The organism is Chryseobacterium sp. 2TAF14 (assembly GCF_052115105.1).
Lineage (GTDB): Bacteria > Bacteroidota > Bacteroidia > Flavobacteriales > Weeksellaceae > Chryseobacterium.
In genome coordinates, this window is the sequence record NZ_JBFRGA010000011.1 from 25,879 (window position 1) to 43,277 (window position 17,399).

The 17,399-nt window shown below is 34.0% G+C and carries 22 protein-coding genes; 20 read left to right on the forward strand and 2 right to left on the reverse strand.

The features are described from left to right. Positions 1 to 41 precede the first annotated feature (41 nt). From AB4Y90_RS02870 to msrA, 3 genes are all read left to right on the forward strand, one after another. Positions 42 to 1,262, forward strand: a complete 1,221-nt coding sequence (locus tag AB4Y90_RS02870) for a PepSY-associated TM helix domain-containing protein (RefSeq protein ID WP_441555819.1) — start codon at positions 42 to 44, stop codon at positions 1,260 to 1,262. Positions 1,263 to 1,331: 69 nt separating this feature from the next. Next, a complete protein-coding gene (locus tag AB4Y90_RS02875) occupies positions 1,332 to 2,057 on the forward strand; it encodes an ROK family protein (RefSeq protein ID WP_441555821.1) in 726 nt (241 codons plus the stop codon). A 438-nt stretch (positions 2,058 to 2,495) separates the two neighbouring features. Next, the gene (gene msrA / locus AB4Y90_RS02880) at positions 2,496 to 3,056 is read left to right on the forward strand and encodes a peptide-methionine (S)-S-oxide reductase MsrA (RefSeq protein ID WP_441555822.1); all 561 of its coding nucleotides are present in this window, start codon (positions 2,496 to 2,498) and stop codon (positions 3,054 to 3,056) included. 29 nt (positions 3,057 to 3,085) lie between these two features. On the opposite strand, the gene AB4Y90_RS02885 is transcribed toward msrA, so the two are convergent. Both AB4Y90_RS02885 and AB4Y90_RS02890 read right to left on the reverse strand, forming a co-directional pair. Beyond that, entirely contained in the window at positions 3,086 to 3,895 is an 810-nt protein-coding gene (locus tag AB4Y90_RS02885; RefSeq protein ID WP_441555823.1) for a hypothetical protein, read from the reverse strand. A 169-nt stretch (positions 3,896 to 4,064) separates the two neighbouring features. Then, a complete protein-coding gene (locus AB4Y90_RS02890) occupies positions 4,065 to 4,250 on the reverse strand; it encodes a hypothetical protein (protein ID WP_441555824.1) in 186 nt (61 codons plus the stop codon). A gap of 23 nt (positions 4,251 to 4,273) precedes the next feature. On the opposite strand from AB4Y90_RS02890, the gene AB4Y90_RS02895 reads away from it, so the two are divergent. The 17 genes from AB4Y90_RS02895 to AB4Y90_RS02975 all read left to right on the forward strand — a co-directional run. Continuing rightward, positions 4,274 to 4,477 (forward strand): hypothetical protein, encoded by a 204-nt coding sequence (locus tag AB4Y90_RS02895; protein WP_441555825.1) that lies wholly within the window; start codon positions 4,274 to 4,276, stop codon positions 4,475 to 4,477. A gap of 60 nt (positions 4,478 to 4,537) precedes the next feature. Continuing rightward, positions 4,538 to 6,214, forward strand: a complete 1,677-nt coding sequence (locus AB4Y90_RS02900; RefSeq protein ID WP_441555827.1) for a tetratricopeptide repeat protein — start codon at positions 4,538 to 4,540, stop codon at positions 6,212 to 6,214. Between the two features lie 10 nt (positions 6,215 to 6,224). Further along, the gene (locus tag AB4Y90_RS02905) at positions 6,225 to 6,890 is read left to right on the forward strand and encodes a response regulator (RefSeq protein WP_441555828.1); all 666 of its coding nucleotides are present in this window, start codon (positions 6,225 to 6,227) and stop codon (positions 6,888 to 6,890) included. Between the two features lie 127 nt (positions 6,891 to 7,017). Further along, positions 7,018 to 7,161 (forward strand): hypothetical protein, encoded by a 144-nt coding sequence (locus tag AB4Y90_RS02910; RefSeq protein ID WP_441555829.1) that lies wholly within the window; start codon positions 7,018 to 7,020, stop codon positions 7,159 to 7,161. Between the two features lie 89 nt (positions 7,162 to 7,250). After that, complete coding sequence (locus tag AB4Y90_RS02915; RefSeq protein ID WP_441555830.1) at positions 7,251 to 7,517, forward strand: hypothetical protein; 267 nt, start codon at positions 7,251 to 7,253, stop codon at positions 7,515 to 7,517. Next, a complete protein-coding gene (yidD, locus tag AB4Y90_RS02920) occupies positions 7,489 to 7,779 on the forward strand; it encodes a membrane protein insertion efficiency factor YidD (protein ID WP_441555831.1) in 291 nt (96 codons plus the stop codon). The genes AB4Y90_RS02915 and yidD overlap by 29 nt, the downstream gene beginning before the upstream one ends. A gap of 14 nt (positions 7,780 to 7,793) precedes the next feature. After that, positions 7,794 to 8,087, forward strand: a complete 294-nt coding sequence (locus AB4Y90_RS02925) for a hypothetical protein (protein WP_441555833.1) — start codon at positions 7,794 to 7,796, stop codon at positions 8,085 to 8,087. A 137-nt stretch (positions 8,088 to 8,224) separates the two neighbouring features. Then, positions 8,225 to 8,932: a response regulator transcription factor gene (locus AB4Y90_RS02930; RefSeq protein WP_441555834.1), complete on the forward strand. Its 708-nt coding sequence runs from the start codon at positions 8,225 to 8,227 to the stop codon at positions 8,930 to 8,932. 3 nt (positions 8,933 to 8,935) lie between these two features. Beyond that, the gene (locus AB4Y90_RS02935) at positions 8,936 to 10,345 is read left to right on the forward strand and encodes a sensor histidine kinase (RefSeq protein ID WP_441555835.1); all 1,410 of its coding nucleotides are present in this window, start codon (positions 8,936 to 8,938) and stop codon (positions 10,343 to 10,345) included. A gap of 146 nt (positions 10,346 to 10,491) precedes the next feature. Next, positions 10,492 to 10,989, forward strand: a complete 498-nt coding sequence (locus tag AB4Y90_RS02940; protein WP_441555836.1) for a hypothetical protein — start codon at positions 10,492 to 10,494, stop codon at positions 10,987 to 10,989. 34 nt (positions 10,990 to 11,023) lie between these two features. Further along, positions 11,024 to 11,878: a YoaK family protein gene (locus AB4Y90_RS02945; protein WP_441555837.1), complete on the forward strand. Its 855-nt coding sequence runs from the start codon at positions 11,024 to 11,026 to the stop codon at positions 11,876 to 11,878. A gap of 185 nt (positions 11,879 to 12,063) precedes the next feature. Beyond that, complete coding sequence (gene mutL / locus AB4Y90_RS02950; protein ID WP_441555839.1) at positions 12,064 to 13,839, forward strand: DNA mismatch repair endonuclease MutL; 1,776 nt, start codon at positions 12,064 to 12,066, stop codon at positions 13,837 to 13,839. A 4-nt stretch (positions 13,840 to 13,843) separates the two neighbouring features. Beyond that, complete coding sequence (locus AB4Y90_RS02955) at positions 13,844 to 14,614, forward strand: rhomboid family intramembrane serine protease (protein ID WP_441555840.1); 771 nt, start codon at positions 13,844 to 13,846, stop codon at positions 14,612 to 14,614. Between the two features lie 6 nt (positions 14,615 to 14,620). Then, positions 14,621 to 15,610, forward strand: a complete 990-nt coding sequence (locus AB4Y90_RS02960) for an endonuclease/exonuclease/phosphatase family protein (protein WP_441555842.1) — start codon at positions 14,621 to 14,623, stop codon at positions 15,608 to 15,610. A 66-nt stretch (positions 15,611 to 15,676) separates the two neighbouring features. Next, complete coding sequence (locus AB4Y90_RS02965) at positions 15,677 to 16,663, forward strand: endonuclease/exonuclease/phosphatase family protein (RefSeq protein ID WP_441555844.1); 987 nt, start codon at positions 15,677 to 15,679, stop codon at positions 16,661 to 16,663. 4 nt (positions 16,664 to 16,667) lie between these two features. After that, entirely contained in the window at positions 16,668 to 17,000 is a 333-nt protein-coding gene (locus AB4Y90_RS02970; protein WP_441555845.1) for a hypothetical protein, read from the forward strand. Between the two features lie 92 nt (positions 17,001 to 17,092). After that, positions 17,093 to 17,399: hypothetical protein (locus AB4Y90_RS02975; protein WP_441555847.1), on the forward strand; the 307-nt coding region annotated here is incomplete at its 3' end.

The window sequence follows — 17,399 nt, forward strand, 5'->3', positions numbered from 1 at the left end:
ATCTAAATAAACTTATTTATATTTGCACTTTCTAATTTTCTATGAAGAAGAAACATCACCATAAAAAAAAACCGGGCCCTTTTAAAAAATGGACAGGCAAACTGCATCTGTGGTTTGGTCTGTCGATAGGCTTGATCATATTTATCGTTTCAATTACCGGAACTTTGTTTGTATTCAAAGACGAAGTTGAAAATTTCACCCGTAAAGATGTTATCTATCACAACGAGCAAAATATTGCACAAAAGCAGATTCTGCCAATTCGTGTTTTAGAAAAAATGGTAGACGACCAGCTTAAGGAAAAATATAAAATCCATTGGGTGAATGTTCCTATCGACAAAAAAATGTCTTATCAGTTTTACTGGTACGAGCACAACACCGAAGCCTGGAATTACTTTGATGAATTTCCAATCTATAAAGTAGCTTATGTAAATCCCTACACCGGAAAAGTCCTGAAAACGTATGACGAGAAAAACGGCTTTTTCAATATTGTAAAATCGATACACTGGAGCTTTTTGCTAAAACAGGACTGGGGAAAATATGTGGTGGGAATTCCTGTAATAATCTTTGTGATTATGCTGATCTCAGGGATTATTTTGTGGTGGCCTAAAAATAAATCTGCCAGAAAACAGCGCTTTTCTTTCAAATGGAAAAACATTAAAAGCTGGAAAAGAAAAAATTACGACCTACATAATATCTTGGGCTTTTATTCTTCTATTTTTGCTTTGATCTTTTCGATTACAGGTTTATTTTATGCATTCTTTGTAGTTCAGGCGATGATCTATTTTGTTTTTTCAGGAGGAAATACCGTTTACCCGGACTTTTCGCACATCACGACCAAAGCTTCGATAGAACTTAGAAACGAAACAACTTTAGATAAAGTTATTCATACCGTTCAGGCAAAATATCCTAACTCTTTTGGGTTTGCTATCGATCTTGGACATCCGCACATGGATGATCATGAACATCCCAACTTCTCTGTTTTCGTAAAGCATCTTTCTTATTCTTATCACAAAAACAGCAGTTTGATTTTTGATGAAAATTCGGGTGAGCTTTTGCACACGTATGACCATGAAGACAAAAACTTCGGTGAAAAAACGGTGGCTGCCAATTATGACATTCACGTAGGATCTATTTTAGGATTGCCTACCAAAATCATTGCTTTTATTGTAAGCTTAATTTGTGCTTCACTTCCCGTAACCGGTTTTTTAATCTGGTGGGGAAGACGGAAGAAAACTAAAAAAGCGGTTTTAGCTGTCAAATAAATCGGCTTTACTAAGTTTAAGTACAATCTTTTTTATAAATTTATTGCCTCGAAATTATACAATAAGAAAATGTCAGTAGTAGATTTGTCAAAACAGGTTGCATTAGGTATCGATATCGGTGGGACCAATACAAAATTTGGTCTCGTAAATCACAGGGGAGAAATTTTAACGAAAGGTTCTATCTCAACAGACCAATACAGTACACCTGAAGCATTTGTAGATGCACTTTATGAGCATATACAACCTATGATTGAAAAGCATTGTGAAGGTGGAATTGAAGGTATAGGTGTAGGAGCTCCCAATGCAAACTACTACAGAGGAACGATCGAATTGGCTCCCAATCTTCCATGGAAAGGAATTATCAATTTTGCGGACTTAATGACTGCTAAATTCAACAGTCCCTGCAAAATGACCAATGATGCAAACGCTGCAGCTTTAGGTGAAATGATGTACGGTGATTCTATGCTTAATCAGTTTCCTGAAGAGGCAATCAATTCTAAAACTGTACACGAATGTGCATTAAAAGAAGATCCTGTAGCGATTGAGGTTTTCAGATACACCGGTCAGAAATTGGGTGAAGCTTTGGCTAATTTTGTGATGTTTTCTTCACCGGAAGCTATTTTGTTATTCGGTGGAGTGATTAAAGCCGGAGATTTCATTTTAAAGCCCGCAAAACTTCACATGGAAAGAAACCTTCTTCCTATTTTCAGAAACAAAGTAAGATTGGTTTTCAGCGAGTTAGATGAAGCAGATGCTGCCATTCTTGGAGCGAGCGCTTTGGTTTGGGAAAAATAGTCTGAATTAAATTTAAAATATGAGCATCCTTTTTGGGTGCTTTTTTTGTTTTTGGTTCCCGCAGATTTCACTGATTTACACAGATTTTATATTTAAAATTTTATTCTACATTTAATTTGCCACTAATGCACGAATTTTACTTAAAAGAGAATTATCTCTCGCAGGTTTTAGATTTAGCAGATAAAAATATAAATAAATCTGAGAGATCAGCAAAATCTGCGAGATAAATTTTTAATATTTAAAATTTAGGTATAGAAAATTCGTGAATTCGTGGCAAATAAATTTTGGGAAATTATATTTGTGAAATCTATTGTAATCATTTGTTCTTAAAGACCAAAACCTTATGCAAATGAGAAAGTTTTTCATAATTTTGATTTCGCTTTTCAGGCTTATTAAAGTGTAAAAAAAGCAATTATCAAACAAATAATCAATTTAAAAATGGATAACAATAATCTACAGCAGATCACTTTCGGTGGCGGATGCTTTTGGTGTGTAGAAAGCTGTTTTAATATGCTGAAAGGGGTAGAATCTGCAGTTTCAGGATATTCCGGCGGTCATAAAGATAACCCAACCTATGAGGAAGTTTGCACGGGAGAAACCGGTCATGCCGAAGTGGTGCAGATTACTTACGACCCGGCAATTATTTCTTATGAGCAGCTAATGGATGTATTTTTCTTCCTTCACGACCCTACTCAATTAAACAGACAAGGAAACGACATCGGAACTCAGTACCGTTCTGTCATTTATTATAAAGATGAAGCTGAAAAAACAAAAGCCGAAGAAGCGATCAAAACTTCTCAGGAATCGGGAAGATGGTCGGGAACTTATGTTACAGAATTGGCGCCTTTTGAAAAATTCTGGGCTGCGGAACAGTATCATCAGGGATATTATAATGAAAACCCGACACAGCCATATTGCAACGCTGTTGTAGGACCAAAGATTCAGAAATTCAAAAAACATTTTGGAGAATTGGGAATGCTGGAAACAGATTCACTATAAAAATAAAGCGGAGATTTTCTTCGCTTTTTTTATTGCTCTTCTTCCTGAATTCCGCCGTATTTATCGATAATATATTCTGTTGCTTTTCTTAATTCTCTTCCGTTATTCGGATCGATTCCATCATTTGTAAAAAATTCGACTTCCCCGTTATATTTAGAATACCAGACTTTCCCAAAAGCGTTGTCTATCGTCAACGTATCTTTTCTTTCAATTCTTTTAAAATATTCCATTTTTTCATAATCAAAAGGAATTCTGTGACTGTAAACCGGGCTTTTATCCTGACAATCTACCGGTTTGTATTGGCTTTTGTCCCAGTACATGCAATTGGTATCAGTCTTTAATATTCCTTGAATTTGTGTGTTCGGTTTCTTCGAAAAAGCAATACTTCCTGTTGTAAAACATGCCAAAAGTATAATTTCCATAATTCCCATTCCGTTTTTCTTCATGAACTCGGGCATTTTGAAATTTTGCTCATTTGTAATGATAATATTAATTATTCTATCTGTTAAAGACATTTCGTTTTCATCAACAGATACTTTAACTGTTGTCTTATTGGTTTCATCATCTTTTTTTATAAAGGTTCTTGAGAAATCTGTAAAATCTTCATACCCTAAATATTTACTCAACTTATCAAAAACATCAGGATCAGGATTCATTTCTTTTCCTCTCTCGAGTATAAATGCATCATAATATCTTACAAATGTCTTCTCATCAAGAAATAAACTAAAAGGTTCAAGATTTACTTTTAAATAAAGAGCCAAGCTATTTTTTGATGTTCTTCCAGATTCTCTTTTAGCTTGTTCGAATACCTCATTGATTAATAGTTTTCTTTTGGACATAATTAGTTTTTAAAGGCATTACAAATTAAATGATTTTCAAGCACATAACATTATGGTTTCCCGTAATATAAATATGCGCAATCGATGTCCATCGATGTCCATACTTTGTCTAACACTTACCTTCTTTTCTACCCCATCTTTGCCATAGAAATCAGTGACAAACTAACAATTACAAAAACAAAACATTTAATCTGATTTCTAAAATCACCTGATAAGACGGAAGAAAACTCCGGGTTGGGAAGCAGATGTTTCTCTTCCGTTTTTGAAGGTTTACTTCCCAAAAATTTAGAAGCGCTTCAATTTTTTTAATCGTGTACCACTGCTTGTGATCGGTTTCGCAAGGAAGAACACTCATGCAAATTTTAAATTTTTAAAACAATGTTACAACTACTATTGATGCTACTGGGATTAGCATTTTCAAACGGAAATACAACAAACTGCAATAATAACGATCAAAATCCTATAACCGTGCAAGACACAGGAGGCGGAAGTAACAATCCGGGAACGGGAATAGGTGAAGGCGGCGACGGAGGAACAGGTGGAAACACCGGACAATTACCTCCTCCTTTTACAAATCCATAACAGGAAAGGGCAGATTTTAGTAATCTGTCCTTTTTTCTTATTTTGCAGAAAACTGTTACCATGAAAAATTTTTTAATCTTTATTTGCATAATTTCCTTGTTACAACATTGTAAAAAAGACACTAAAGAAGATGAAGTTCTAACATCAAATCCAAACTTTGAAAAAGCAAAAAAATTTAAAAACATAAGTGTAGATTCTGCATTTGCCTATTTTAATATTGCTAAAAATGATTTTCTGAATAAAAATGATTCTGTTGGCGCAGCAAGGTCTTTGATAAATATGGCAATTATACAATCAGATACCGGAGATTTTTACGGAAGCATAGAAACCTCTTTAGAAGCTGATAAATATTTAAAAACTGCTGTAAAAACGGAGTTTGTTAATAATCTCTATTCATCAAATTATAATAATCTTGCCATATCTTCAAAGTCGTTAAAAAATTACAGTGATGCCGAAAAATATTATCAAAACGCATTAGAAACTACTGATAAGCCAGAATACAAATCTGTTATTAACAACAACATTGGTGATGTTTTAATTCTACAAAACAAAACTGATCCAGCTATAAATCTTTTAGAAGGACTTTTAAAAACAAGAGACAGCATTAGCTACGCTCGCGTCTTGAATAATCTAGCAAAAGCAAAATTTTTAAAAAATACAAATTATAATGCCGTCCCAGAATTACAAGAAGCTTTACAGATCAGGAAAACACAAAAAGATTCTTTGGGCATAAACTCCAGCTTCGCAACTCTGGCAGATTTTTTTAAAAGTAAAGATAAAACCCAATCATTATTTTACGCCAAGTTAATGTTGGAAAGGGCTGAAAAAAACGAAAGTCCGGACGATCAGCTTGAAGCGTTGCAGAAAATTATTGAGTTGGATGAAAAAAATTATTTAAAATATTTTAATCAATTTCAAAAGTTAAATGACAGTACTCAAACTGCAAGAAACAAAGCCAAAAACCAATTTGCAATTGTACGATATGATGTTGAGCAAAAAAATGCTGAAAATCAAAATTTAAAACTTAAAGATGTTGAAAATGAAATTAATATCATATATCTAAGTTTTGGTTTAGGGATTTCTGCTTTAACTTTAATCATTGGTTTCTTTTGGAATGAAAAAAGAAAGAAAAATATTCGCCGCGAGAAAGAACATGAGAAACAAATTGAAGTCAAAAACACCGAATTAAAATATTCCAAAAAAGTACACGACGTCGTTGCCAACGGAATTTATCAGGTGATGACAAAAATTGAAAATCAAAATGACTTCAATAAAGAACAGGCGCTTGACGAGCTGGAATTTGTCTATGAAAAATCCAGAGATATTTCCTATGAAAATCCGGATTCTCAGGATGAAAAATTTCACGAAAAGATCTCAAAACTGGTAGCTTCATTTAAAAATGATGAGGTTAAAACCTTTACCGTCGGAAATCAGGAAGAAAACTGGGAAAATGTAACAGCTTCTACTCAAACCGAGATTTACCAGATCATTCGAGAGCTTTTGGTCAATATGAAAAAGCATAGTAAAGCAAGCAATGTGATTTTCAAATTTGAAAAAATAAACAACCTCATCTATATCAATTATGCAGATAACGGAATTGGGATTGCTGATGAACTAATTTTTAAAAACGGCTTGTCGAATACGGTTTCCCGTATAGAAAACATCAACGGAAAAATTACTTTTGAAACCAAAACCGAAAAAGGGCTGAAGATCAATATTTCATTTCCYGTTTCTTAAAAAAATAAAAATGTTTAAAAAAATTCTAATTTCCGAAGACCACGAAAGCATCAATATTTCAGTACAAAAAACTTTAGAAGATCTGAAGTTCGACAATTTTGAGTATGTTTATTATTGCGATGACGCATTAGCAAAAGCCCGGAAAGCCATCCGTGAAAAAAATCCTTACGATCTGCTTATCACCGATCTTTATTATGAAGAAGATCATCATCCTCAAAAGCTGAAAGATGGTCGCGAACTGATTTCGGCAATCCGGCAAGAGCAGCCGGATCTGAAGATTATCGTTTTTTCGGCAGAGCATAAATCCGGAATAATAGATTCTCTCTTTAATGATTACGGAATCAACGGATACGTGCGGAAAGCAAGACACGATTCTAAAGAACTCAAAAAAGCAATCGCCTCGGTTTACAACAATGAAAATTACCTCTCGCTGGATCTTAAGCAGGATGTAAAAAAGCTGAATAATTATGAATTTACAGCCTATGATATTACTTTAGTTTCTTTGCTTTCACAAGGCGTTTTACAAAAAAACATTCCGGTATTCCTGCAAAACAACAATATAAAACCCAACAGCTTGAGCAGTATCGAAAAGAAACTCAACAACCTGAAAGAAGAGCTGGAAATAAGCAACAACGAACAATTGGTTGCATTCTGCAAAGACTTAGGAATTATATAACTTCATTTAATTAACCATTCTGACCTTTCAAAATTTTGAAAGGTTTTTTGCTTTTACGGTTTCCCGTAAGGTTTGATTTTGAAAGAGTTATACTTTTGGAGTGTTAAACAATTTAAAATATTTATTTATGGAAAAGTATGGAAATAAAAATGGAGACTCTGGCGTATCTGGATTTGAAATTGGAACAAATTTTATTCGGATTGAATTCTCAACAGGTAGTATGTATGAATATACAATTCAAGTGCAGGAAAAGACAACATTGAAACAATGATAAATTTAGCAAGATCTGGAAGCGGATTAAATAGCTTTATAAATACTTATGTTAAGTTTAAATATTCGAGAAAAATAAGATAAAAAGTTATGGAATATAAAGTCGTACCCTTTGTTGCAACTGCAAATCAACAAAACATGAGCTCAACCACTATTGCTCAGCAATTAGAAAATTTAATTAAAGTTCACTCTGAAAATGGTTGGAAATATATGAGATTAGAAAGTGTTTCTACTTACATTCAACCTGTAGAAGGTTGTTTTGGAATAGGTCAGCAAAAACCTGGATATATGACATCGTATCAAGTAGCTGTTTTTATTAAAGAAAAAAATGAAGTATTTTCTGATCTTACTCATTAAAGCTTATTGGGTTACAATTCCCGCTTCAAGAAGAAGAAAATGTATTTTCAGGAAAAGCTGTTCAAAATATGTTTATGAGGAAACGATAAGCAAAGGAATGATTTCAGGATTAAAAGCTTTAAAATTCAGATTTAAAAACTGCAGATCAGGAGCTCAAATTTTTGAAAATCCAATAACAAGAAAAATTCAAATTATTTTACCAAATAACAAGGTTCTTGATGAAAAAGACATATCAGAAAGATTTATAAAAAATAATAATTAAACAAATTAACAACCATGAAAAAACTACTATTTACAAGCCTTTTAGGTCTAGGCTTATTATTACCTGCAAACTTTTTAGCAGCAGAAAACTCAGCAACTGCTAAAACCGAATTTTCAAATACAAAACCAAAAAAGAAAAGCAAAAAAAGTAAAAAGGCTAAAAAGAAAAGAACTACAACAGCATCCAAAAGTCAGGATTGTACGTATAATGGACATAGTTTAAATGTTGGTCCGAGAGGCGGCTGTTATTATTACACCGGAAGCAGCAAACAGTATGTAGACCGATCTTATTGCTCAGGTTGTAATTAAAATAAAACTAAAAACACATTCCATATATTACTAAAAGGCGAATTTTACATTCGTCTTTTTTGTTGAATTTGAAATCAAAAAACAGAATCTTCCGTTTATAATCTTTTTCCTATTTTTGTGAAGTTCACTACTTTTTTATGAAAAAAATTGTTCTGATTGAGGATGAAACCAGTGTAGTCTCTTTTATTAAAAAAGGACTTCAGGAAAAAGGATATGAAATTTCTGTAGCTTTTGACGGTCGCACCGGTGTCAATCTGGTGCAGGAAAACGATTTCGATTTGGTGATTCTCGATATTATGCTTCCCGAAATGAACGGACTGGATGTCTGCAAAGAAATCAGAAAAACCAACAAAAATGTTCCTATTCTTTTTTTAACAGCTTTGGGAACTTCAGAAAACATTGTTTTAGGTTTGGAAAATGGCGGCGACGATTACCTCGTAAAGCCTTTTAAGTTTATCGAACTGGTTGCCCGTGTAAAATCTCTTCTGAGAAGAAGCAACCCGATCAATACACCAGAAGCCACAGAAAATGAAGTTGATAACGAGCATGTTTTCCAGATTTCAGATTTAATTGTGAATGATTACACCAAAAAAGTCATTCGAAATGGCGAAGAGGTTTCTTTAACTTCCACAGAGTACAAACTTCTGATGTATTTCCTGAATAATCCCGAAAAAGTTATTTCAAGAGCCGAAATTTTAGATGCAGTCTGGGGAGTCAACTACGAATTGGGAACCAATGTTGTGGATGTTTACGTTAATTATTTACGAAAAAAAATAGACAATCAAGAAGACAGTAAGCTCATTCATACCGTAATAGGAATGGGGTATGTTTTAAAAAAACCTTAGAAAATGTTTAATAAAGTCATTACCAATCAAACCAAAACGATGGTGCTTCTGATGGTTGTTTTTACAACCGTTATTCTGATTTTTGGCGGATCGGTATACTTTTCTATTGTTAATTTTTCGCATCAGAGGTTTTATGAATTACTGAAAATCCGTACCACAACGATCGTACAGATCGAGAAAAGTAAAGAGCACCTCGATCTTCCGGAAAATTATATCCTCAACAACGGCAATGACGAAGAGCTTCCGATGGAAAGAGACTATGTTTTTGCGGTTCCTTCAGATTCTAATTTCAAAAAAATTTCACACGAAGTACATATTCCCGATACTTTTTTTAAAAATATCGTAAGATCCGGTGAAGCCAATTACAACGATTCAGAATTTTATTACATCGGGCAGACTTTTAAATATCAAAACAAAGATTACATCGCCATTGCTTCGGCAAAAAACCATTATGTCGTACATTATCTCGGATTTTTAAAAAGAACATTGATTACCTGCATGATTCTTTCGATATTTTTCAGCATGATTTTTTCTTTTTATTTGTCTAAAACTCTATTCAAACCTATTTTAAAAATCACCGGAAAAGTAAAAGAAATAAGTTCTGAGAATTTACATTTAAGACTTGAGCCTCAACCAGATAACAAAGAATTAAACGAACTTATTGAAACCTTCAACACGATGCTCACAAGAATTGAGACTTCTTTTGAAACCCAAAACCACCTGATCGGAAACGTTTCGCACGAGCTTAGAACTCCGCTCACTTCGATTATGGGTGAAGCTGATGTTGCCCTTTCTATTAACCGCAATGCCGAAGAATACAAAGAGACACTCGAAATTATTTTAGATGAAGCCGAAAAACTCGATAAAAAGATAAAAGCGCTTTTATTGATTGCACAAACCGGGTTTGACGGAAAAATTACAAAAATCGATAAAGTAAGGATCGACCAGCTTTTGTGGGATGTTATCGAGACTTTAAGAAGAATCGACTCCCGAAACAATATTTACCTCGACATCAGTATGCTTCCCGATAATCCTAAAAAACTAAAAGTTCAAGGTAATGAGCAGCTTCTTCATCTTGCAGTTGCCAATATTATCAATAACGGCTGTAAATATTCAAATTTCCAACAGGTAAAAGTTTCCTTGGGAGCGACAGATACAGATCTTTATATCATCATAAAAGACAACGGCATCGGAATCCCCGAATCTGAAATGAATAAAATCTATGATCCCTTTTTCCGTGCTTCCAATACCCGGAACTATGAAGGTTACGGTATTGGTCTTCCGCTTGCCAGAAATATTGTGAGAATGCATAACGGCGAACTTCTGGTAAGCTCACACGAAAATCAGGGAACGACTGTACAAATGCGTTTTCCTACTATTTACGGTACTCAGAAGGAAGAAAACCTATCTTAGCTTCAAAACGAAGCGTTTTTTAAAATGAAATTCTAATCTCATTTTAATCTTTTTAATTACATTTTAATTTCGTTCCAAAGAGCTTTTAATTTGGCAGGTATAGTTTTGTATCATCAAAAAGATGTTATACAACTAAATCTAACGATATGACCAAAACCATTTTAATAGCAACAGATTATTCTCTTGAGTCGCTGAATATTTTAAAAAGAGTTTTAAAAGAGAAAAACGCAGAAGAAAATGATACGCAGTACAAGATTTTGCTTGTATCGGGTTATGATATGGGAGATTCTATCAGAGATCTTCTTTTTACCACAAAATCTACTATTTTCAGCAAAATAAGAAGCAAAGAGTTTTGTGACGCTTACGGAATTATTGTAAATAAATATCCGCATCTGGTTGATAAAATTGTTTGCGATGTTTTTTCAGGAAGTTTCCAGAGAGCATTCAACAATTATGTGAAAGCCGAAGAAATTTCAGAAGCATATTACTCACCTTCTCTTAAAAATAAAAATACCAAAGGAAAATTTGACCTGAATCCTTACATCAAAAAGTGTAAAGAGCTGGCTTCATATGAAATGGTATTGGAAACTCCTCAGTTTATGCCGGAAAAAGGCAGGCTTGCAGAAGTTTTCGTAGAAGTTTAATGACTTTAGATAAACTATTTAAAATTTAAGTAAAATGTTAAGAAATTATAGTAACAGCAGGACGTTGGGAGACAACATAAAACTGGGGACGCTGACTGCCTTCACGGCAGGAACTATAAATATTGCATCTCTATTGATATTTCTCTCATTTACCTCAAACGTAACGGGACATTACGCTGTTTTTGCAGCAGAAATAAGCAAAGGAAACTGGAATCAGGTTGCCGTTGTCGGAGCATGGATCTTTTTATTCTTCTTCGGAAGTTTTACCGCCAACTTTTTCGTTATTAATTTTAACAGGAAAAGTAAATACTTCGCACACGCAATGCCATTGGTTTTAGAAATCCTGTGTTTGTTGGCTGTTGGTATTTACGGGCATCATTATTACCGGAAAACTTTGGAAGAAGCAGAAGTTCTTGTAGGATTGATGCTGTTTGCGACCGGTTTGCAGAATGGTTTGACGGCAAGTATTTCCAATTTCCTGGTTAAAACGACCCACCTTACCGGAACAACAACCGATCTGGGAATCCTGATGTCGATGTTTACGCATAAGAAATACAGAAAAAATCCGGAGTTGATCGCAAGAGCAAAGCTTTTATCAAGCGTGATGTTTGCTTATGTTTTGGGAGCCGTATTTTCAGGGTTAACTTATTATTATCTGGAATTCAGTGTATTTTATGTGATCAGTGTTTGTTTGGTGGTGGTGATCGGTTACGATTTCTACAAAATTCACCTGAGACATTTTTACACCAATTACAGATATACGAAGATCTATCAAAAGCCCAATCTGCTTTCTGTAATTTATGATAAAATCCACGGGAGCGCAGAAGTGGTGGGCAAACAAAAAAGGCAGGAAAAATCTAAGCTGGTCTTAGAAGAAAAAATGATGTAAAGGTATTAAAAAAATGGCAGCAAAAATTGTATATACTTAGTTTGGAGTCCTTGTTTGTTTTTTCAGACAGGGGCTTTTTTTAACCGGATTGTGCAAAAGTTTGGGATAACTTAATATTCAATTCATTAGTTTATTATTTTAAATCTTATTTGCTTTGCCTATTTTTGTAAGTTCATTACTCATTTATGTCAGATATTATTCAGCTTTTACCCGATCATGTAGCCAACCAAATTGCAGCAGGTGAAGTGGTGCAGCGCCCTGCTTCTATTGTAAAAGAACTTTTGGAAAACTCTATCGATGCAGGAGCTACAAAAATAGAGCTGATCATAAGAGATGCCGGAAAAAACCTTATCCAGGTTGTTGATGACGGGAAAGGAATGTCTGAAACCGATGCAAGAATGTCTTTTGAAAGACACGCAACATCAAAAATACGTGGGACTGAAGATATATTTAAAATTGCAACCAAAGGTTTCCGTGGTGAAGCGCTGGCTTCGATTGCAGCCGTTTCTCAGGTTGAATTAAAAACCAAAACCAAAGATGCTGCTTTAGGAACCAATATCTACATTGAAGGTGGAGTTTTTCAGTTTCAGGAACCGGTGCAGACTTCGGAAGGATCTAATTTTTTAGTTAAAAACCTATTCTACAATGTTCCTGCAAGAAGGAAGTTTCTTAAAAATAATAATATTGAATTTCGTCACGTTATTGATGAATTTCAGCGTGTTGCACTGGCTCACGAAGGGTTAGAGTTTTCTCTTTTCCATGATGACGACCCTGTTTTTAAACTGAGAAAAGGAACGCAGATGCAGCGAATTGTCGATATTTTCGGAAGAAAACTTCATCCGCAACTGATTCCTATTAAAGAAGATATTATCTGGTGTAAACTTCATGGCTTTGTAGCAAAACCTGAAGGAGCAAAGAAAACACGAGGCGAACAATTTCTTTTTGTAAACGGAAGATTTTTTAAAAGTCCGTATTTTAATAAGGCAGTTCAGGAAGCTTTTGAAGGATTGCTTTTACCGGGATATATTCCTACATTTTTTCTTTTCCTTGAATTAGATCCTGAAAAAATCGACGTTAATATTCATCCGCAAAAAACGGAAGTAAAATTTGAAGATGAGCATCTTATTTTCGCTTTGCTTCGTTCTACGATCAAACGTTCTTTGGGAATTTATAATATCGCACCAAGCCTGGATTTTGAAAGAGATCCTCAACTGGACGAGATCATGCAGAAAAGCTTTCCGAGCAAAAGCAATACGGCAAGTATCAAAATGCCGGAAATTATTGTTGACCGCGATTACAATCCGTTTTTGGAAGAAAGACAGACTTCAAAAGCAGAGATTCAGAATTTAGCGGAGATGTATCATCAGAATATTTCTGCAGAACCGTCGAAAATCAACCTTTTTGAGGATGAAGATTTTGATGAAGATCTAATGCGCCTTCCGAACGGATATTGGCTTTTCAACAAAGGAGACAGCACCTTGATGCTCGATTTAGGCAGAATGCACCGTCTTCTGGTGACAGAAAACAATAAAAAATCTAAGAAAAACACAAATAGCCAGTCTCTTCTGTTTTCACTAGAATATCACATGAATGAGATTGAAAAAAGCAAGTATAAATCAATCAAAAAATATCTTCCTGAACTAGGTTTTGAAATGACTGTGGCACATGAAAATGTTTTGAGAATCGATGCCGTTCCGGAAGGTCTGAAAGAATCTCAGGTAATGAAATTTCTAGAGAATCTTTTTGATGTTTTAGAGTATAAAACAGAGGAAGAGTTTATGCAGTTTTACCAGAATCAATGGAATAAAATGCAGTCTAAATCACGCTTCGATTTTATCTATAAAATAGATGCAGAACAATTGATTAAAGATTTTACAGCGCTTGGTTTCCCGGAGTTTTTACCAAACGGAAAAAGATGTTTTTACGAAGTTCCGTTTAATGATTTTAAAAATAAATTTTAAGTAGATGTTTAATAATATACCGCCGCTTACAAGAAATATTATAATCTTAAATATAGTAGTTTATGTTGTAACTAATTTTTTCTTTTACATTTTACAAAACCCCGATTTATATAATTCATTATCTGCGTTTTATCCTTTTTCACCCAATTTCAAATCTTGGCAAATCATAACTCATATGTTTATGCACGCTCCATTTGATGACGGAGTTGGTGTCATGCATATTTTATTTAATATGTTTACTTTATACAGTTTTGGCCCTATCCTAGAACAATCTTTAGGAGATAAGAAATATTTAATTCTATATTTTTTAAGTGGTTTAGGAGCTTTTGTTTTATTTAATTTATGGAATTTTATTGAAATTCAACAAATTACGAGCAATTTACAAGAACTCGGCGTTGATATAAGTGAGATTTACAGACAGGCAGATGTAAATTATTCGGGAAATATTCTTCTTAATAATAAAACGCCTGAAATTTTTGAATTATCTAAAAAACTTTTGATTGATTTAAAATCACCTATGCTTGGTGCATCCGGAGCAATTTTCGGAGTTATTGCCGCATTTGCAACATTATATCCTGAAGCAAGAATTGGAATTATGTTTATCCCAATTCCTGTAAAAGTAAAATATGTGCTTCCGATTGTTGTAATTGGTTCAATCTATTTAGGAATTAGCGGAAACGGCGGAGGAATTGCTCATTTAGCTCACGTTGGCGGCGCCATCGTAGGATATATTTTAGCTAAAATCTGGAAAAAACATTTATACAGATTCAAATAATTTATTGTGAAAATTTTCAGATTAATAATTTTTATCCTGCATTTAGGTATATTGTTTCTGTTAACAGGAGTTCTACTGAATGCGTATATTCCGCCAAAAATTTTCCCTTGGTTTAATTTATTGTCTTTGGGTTTTCCGATTTTAGTGATCGGATATATTTTGCTCACTTTTTTCTGGATTTTCAGCTGGAAAAAAAGAGCATTTGTATTTATGTTTCTGGGGTTATTTTTCTTAAACCCTGTCAAAAGATGGATCAATTATTCTTCTGAAAATAAAGAAGCAGCGAATCTTAAAATCGTTTCATTTAATATAAAAAGCGGGAAAGCAGGAATTGATAAAATAAAAAATTATCTTGACCAACAAAATGCAGACATTCTATTTATTCAGGAAGAAAATGGTCAGTTAAAAATAAATAATCTGGAAGGAGAATACAGTCTTCCTGTAATTCGCCTTTATTCAAAATATAAAGTTGTTTCCCGAAAAAACCTTTTTGAAAATCTTTCTGATGGAGACATCACCGCACAATGCGAGCAAATAGACCTCGAAATAAAGGGAAAAATCTATCGTGTTTTTAATGTTCATTTAGAATCTTTCGGGGTTGTAAAAAGCATGGTTAAGCTTAACGGAAGCAGCGAAGAAGACGAGCAAAAAGTAAAAAATGTTGTCAAAAAATTAATTCCGACTTTTAAGTCGCATCAGGAGCAGGTGCAAATTCTCAGGAAAAATATAGACGCCTCTCCCTATCCTGTAATTGTTGCAGGAGATTTCAATGCCGTTCCCAATTCTTACGAATATTATAAAACCTCAGAAGGATTAAAAGATGCTTTTTATGAAGCAGGAAGAGGCAGCGGAACCAGCTTTCACGATTACAAATATCCTTTAAGAATAGATTATATTTTTACTTCAGAATCTATCAAACCGGTTAGCTATAAAGTTGACCATGATGTAAAACTTTCAGATCATTTCCCCGTGATTGCTACTTTTAAAATAAATTAACATTAAGATAATTTCGTAAAACGCTGATTGGCAGAGTTTTTGTTACTAAACAAACATTTGAATTCCATGAAGCGGTTTCCTTTTTTACTATTTATTCATTTGGTCGTTTTAGCACTGTTAATCAGCACGTTTGCAAACGCATGGATAGCTCCCAATTATTTCAGTAAGCTCAATCTTCTTTCGTTAGGTTTTCCTTACTTACTTTTAACGCATCTTTTGCTTACCGTTATCTGGATGATTAAAAGAAAAAAAATTGCCTTCGTTTTTATTCTTTCAACATTTATTTTTTACAATCCTGTAAGACGATGGGTAAATTTCTCGCCTCAAAACAGCAGTGTGGATTCTGTCAAAGCCGATTTAAAAATTTTAACCTATAATGTAAAATACGGAAGCTCGGGCTGGAATAACGTTAAAAAATATATCAAAGATCAAAATGCCGATATTATCCTGGTTCAGGAAAAAGACACCAACAGAGCTCTCAGAAGCGATCTGGTAAAATATCCTTCGGTGATACTAAAAACCAAACACAAAATTTTAAGACAGGCAGATCTTATAAACGATGCTTCCAAAGGCAATTCATTTTTTGCAGATATCGACATCAATGGTAAAATCGTAAGGGTTGTAAATGTTTACCTGGAACCTTTCAGACTTAATAAAAATATGCTCGGAATGGAAGACGAGCATTCGGATAGAAAAGAAAATAATAAGCTTGAAGCTCTTTATTCGAGGCTGATTCCTACATTTAGAGCGCACGAAGAGCAGGTAAAAAAAATCAGAAAAGTGGTTGACAATTCACCTTATCCAGTAATTCTTGCCGGAGATTTTAATTCGGTTCCGAATTCCTGGGAATATTACAATTTGGGTAAAAATTTAGATGATGCCTTTGTAAAAGCCGGAAACGGAAGTTCTACTAGTTTTCACGATTATAAATTTCCTTTAAGAATAGATTATATTTTTGCATCGAGCAGTATTATTCCCAAAAGCTATAAGGTAGATTATTCCGTAAAATTATCAGATCATTATCCTGTAATTGCTGAATTTCTATTAAATTAGTTGCATGAAAAATGTGATTTTTGCAAGTGCGGTTTTAGCTTTATCAACGGTTGCGTGCTCCAAACGTGAACCGGTTGCAGACAATGTTCAGGAAATAAAATTAAAATACGACACCACAGCAATCGATTCTTTTTCGCCGGGTGCAACATCGGTTGATATTGCAAGGCAGATAAGAATGTCGTCACAAAAATATCAGGATTCTTTGAAAGAGGCTTTAAAATTGCAACAGGAAGAGAAAAGAATTACCGAAGAACTCGAAAAGGAAAATAAAAAGAAGGCTGAAGCAGAGAAAAAGCTAAAAGCGTCTGAAAACACAGCAGAATCTAAGCAGGAATAATTCAGAGTTTTTAAAAAAAATTTTCAAAATATTAGGCGTTATAATTTCTGAACTACTCATTAAAACATCTCAACTTAAAAAAAATATACATAATGAAAAAGCACATTTTAGCAGCTGTAGCAGCATCTACATTATTTGTAGCATGTACAAAGTCTACAACAAAAACCGAACAAATTGAAAATCCCGACGGGTCTGTAACAACAACTACGACAACCGAAACAACTACAGGATTAGGATTGGATACATCCAAAGTAGACAAAGCCAAAAACGACATTAAAAATACCGTAGATAAAGCAGGAAATAAAATCGAGACAGCTACTGAAAAAGCTAAATCTGATATAAACGAAGCCGGAAAAGACATTAAAGAAGGGGCTCAAAACGTTGGCAAAGATGTAAAAG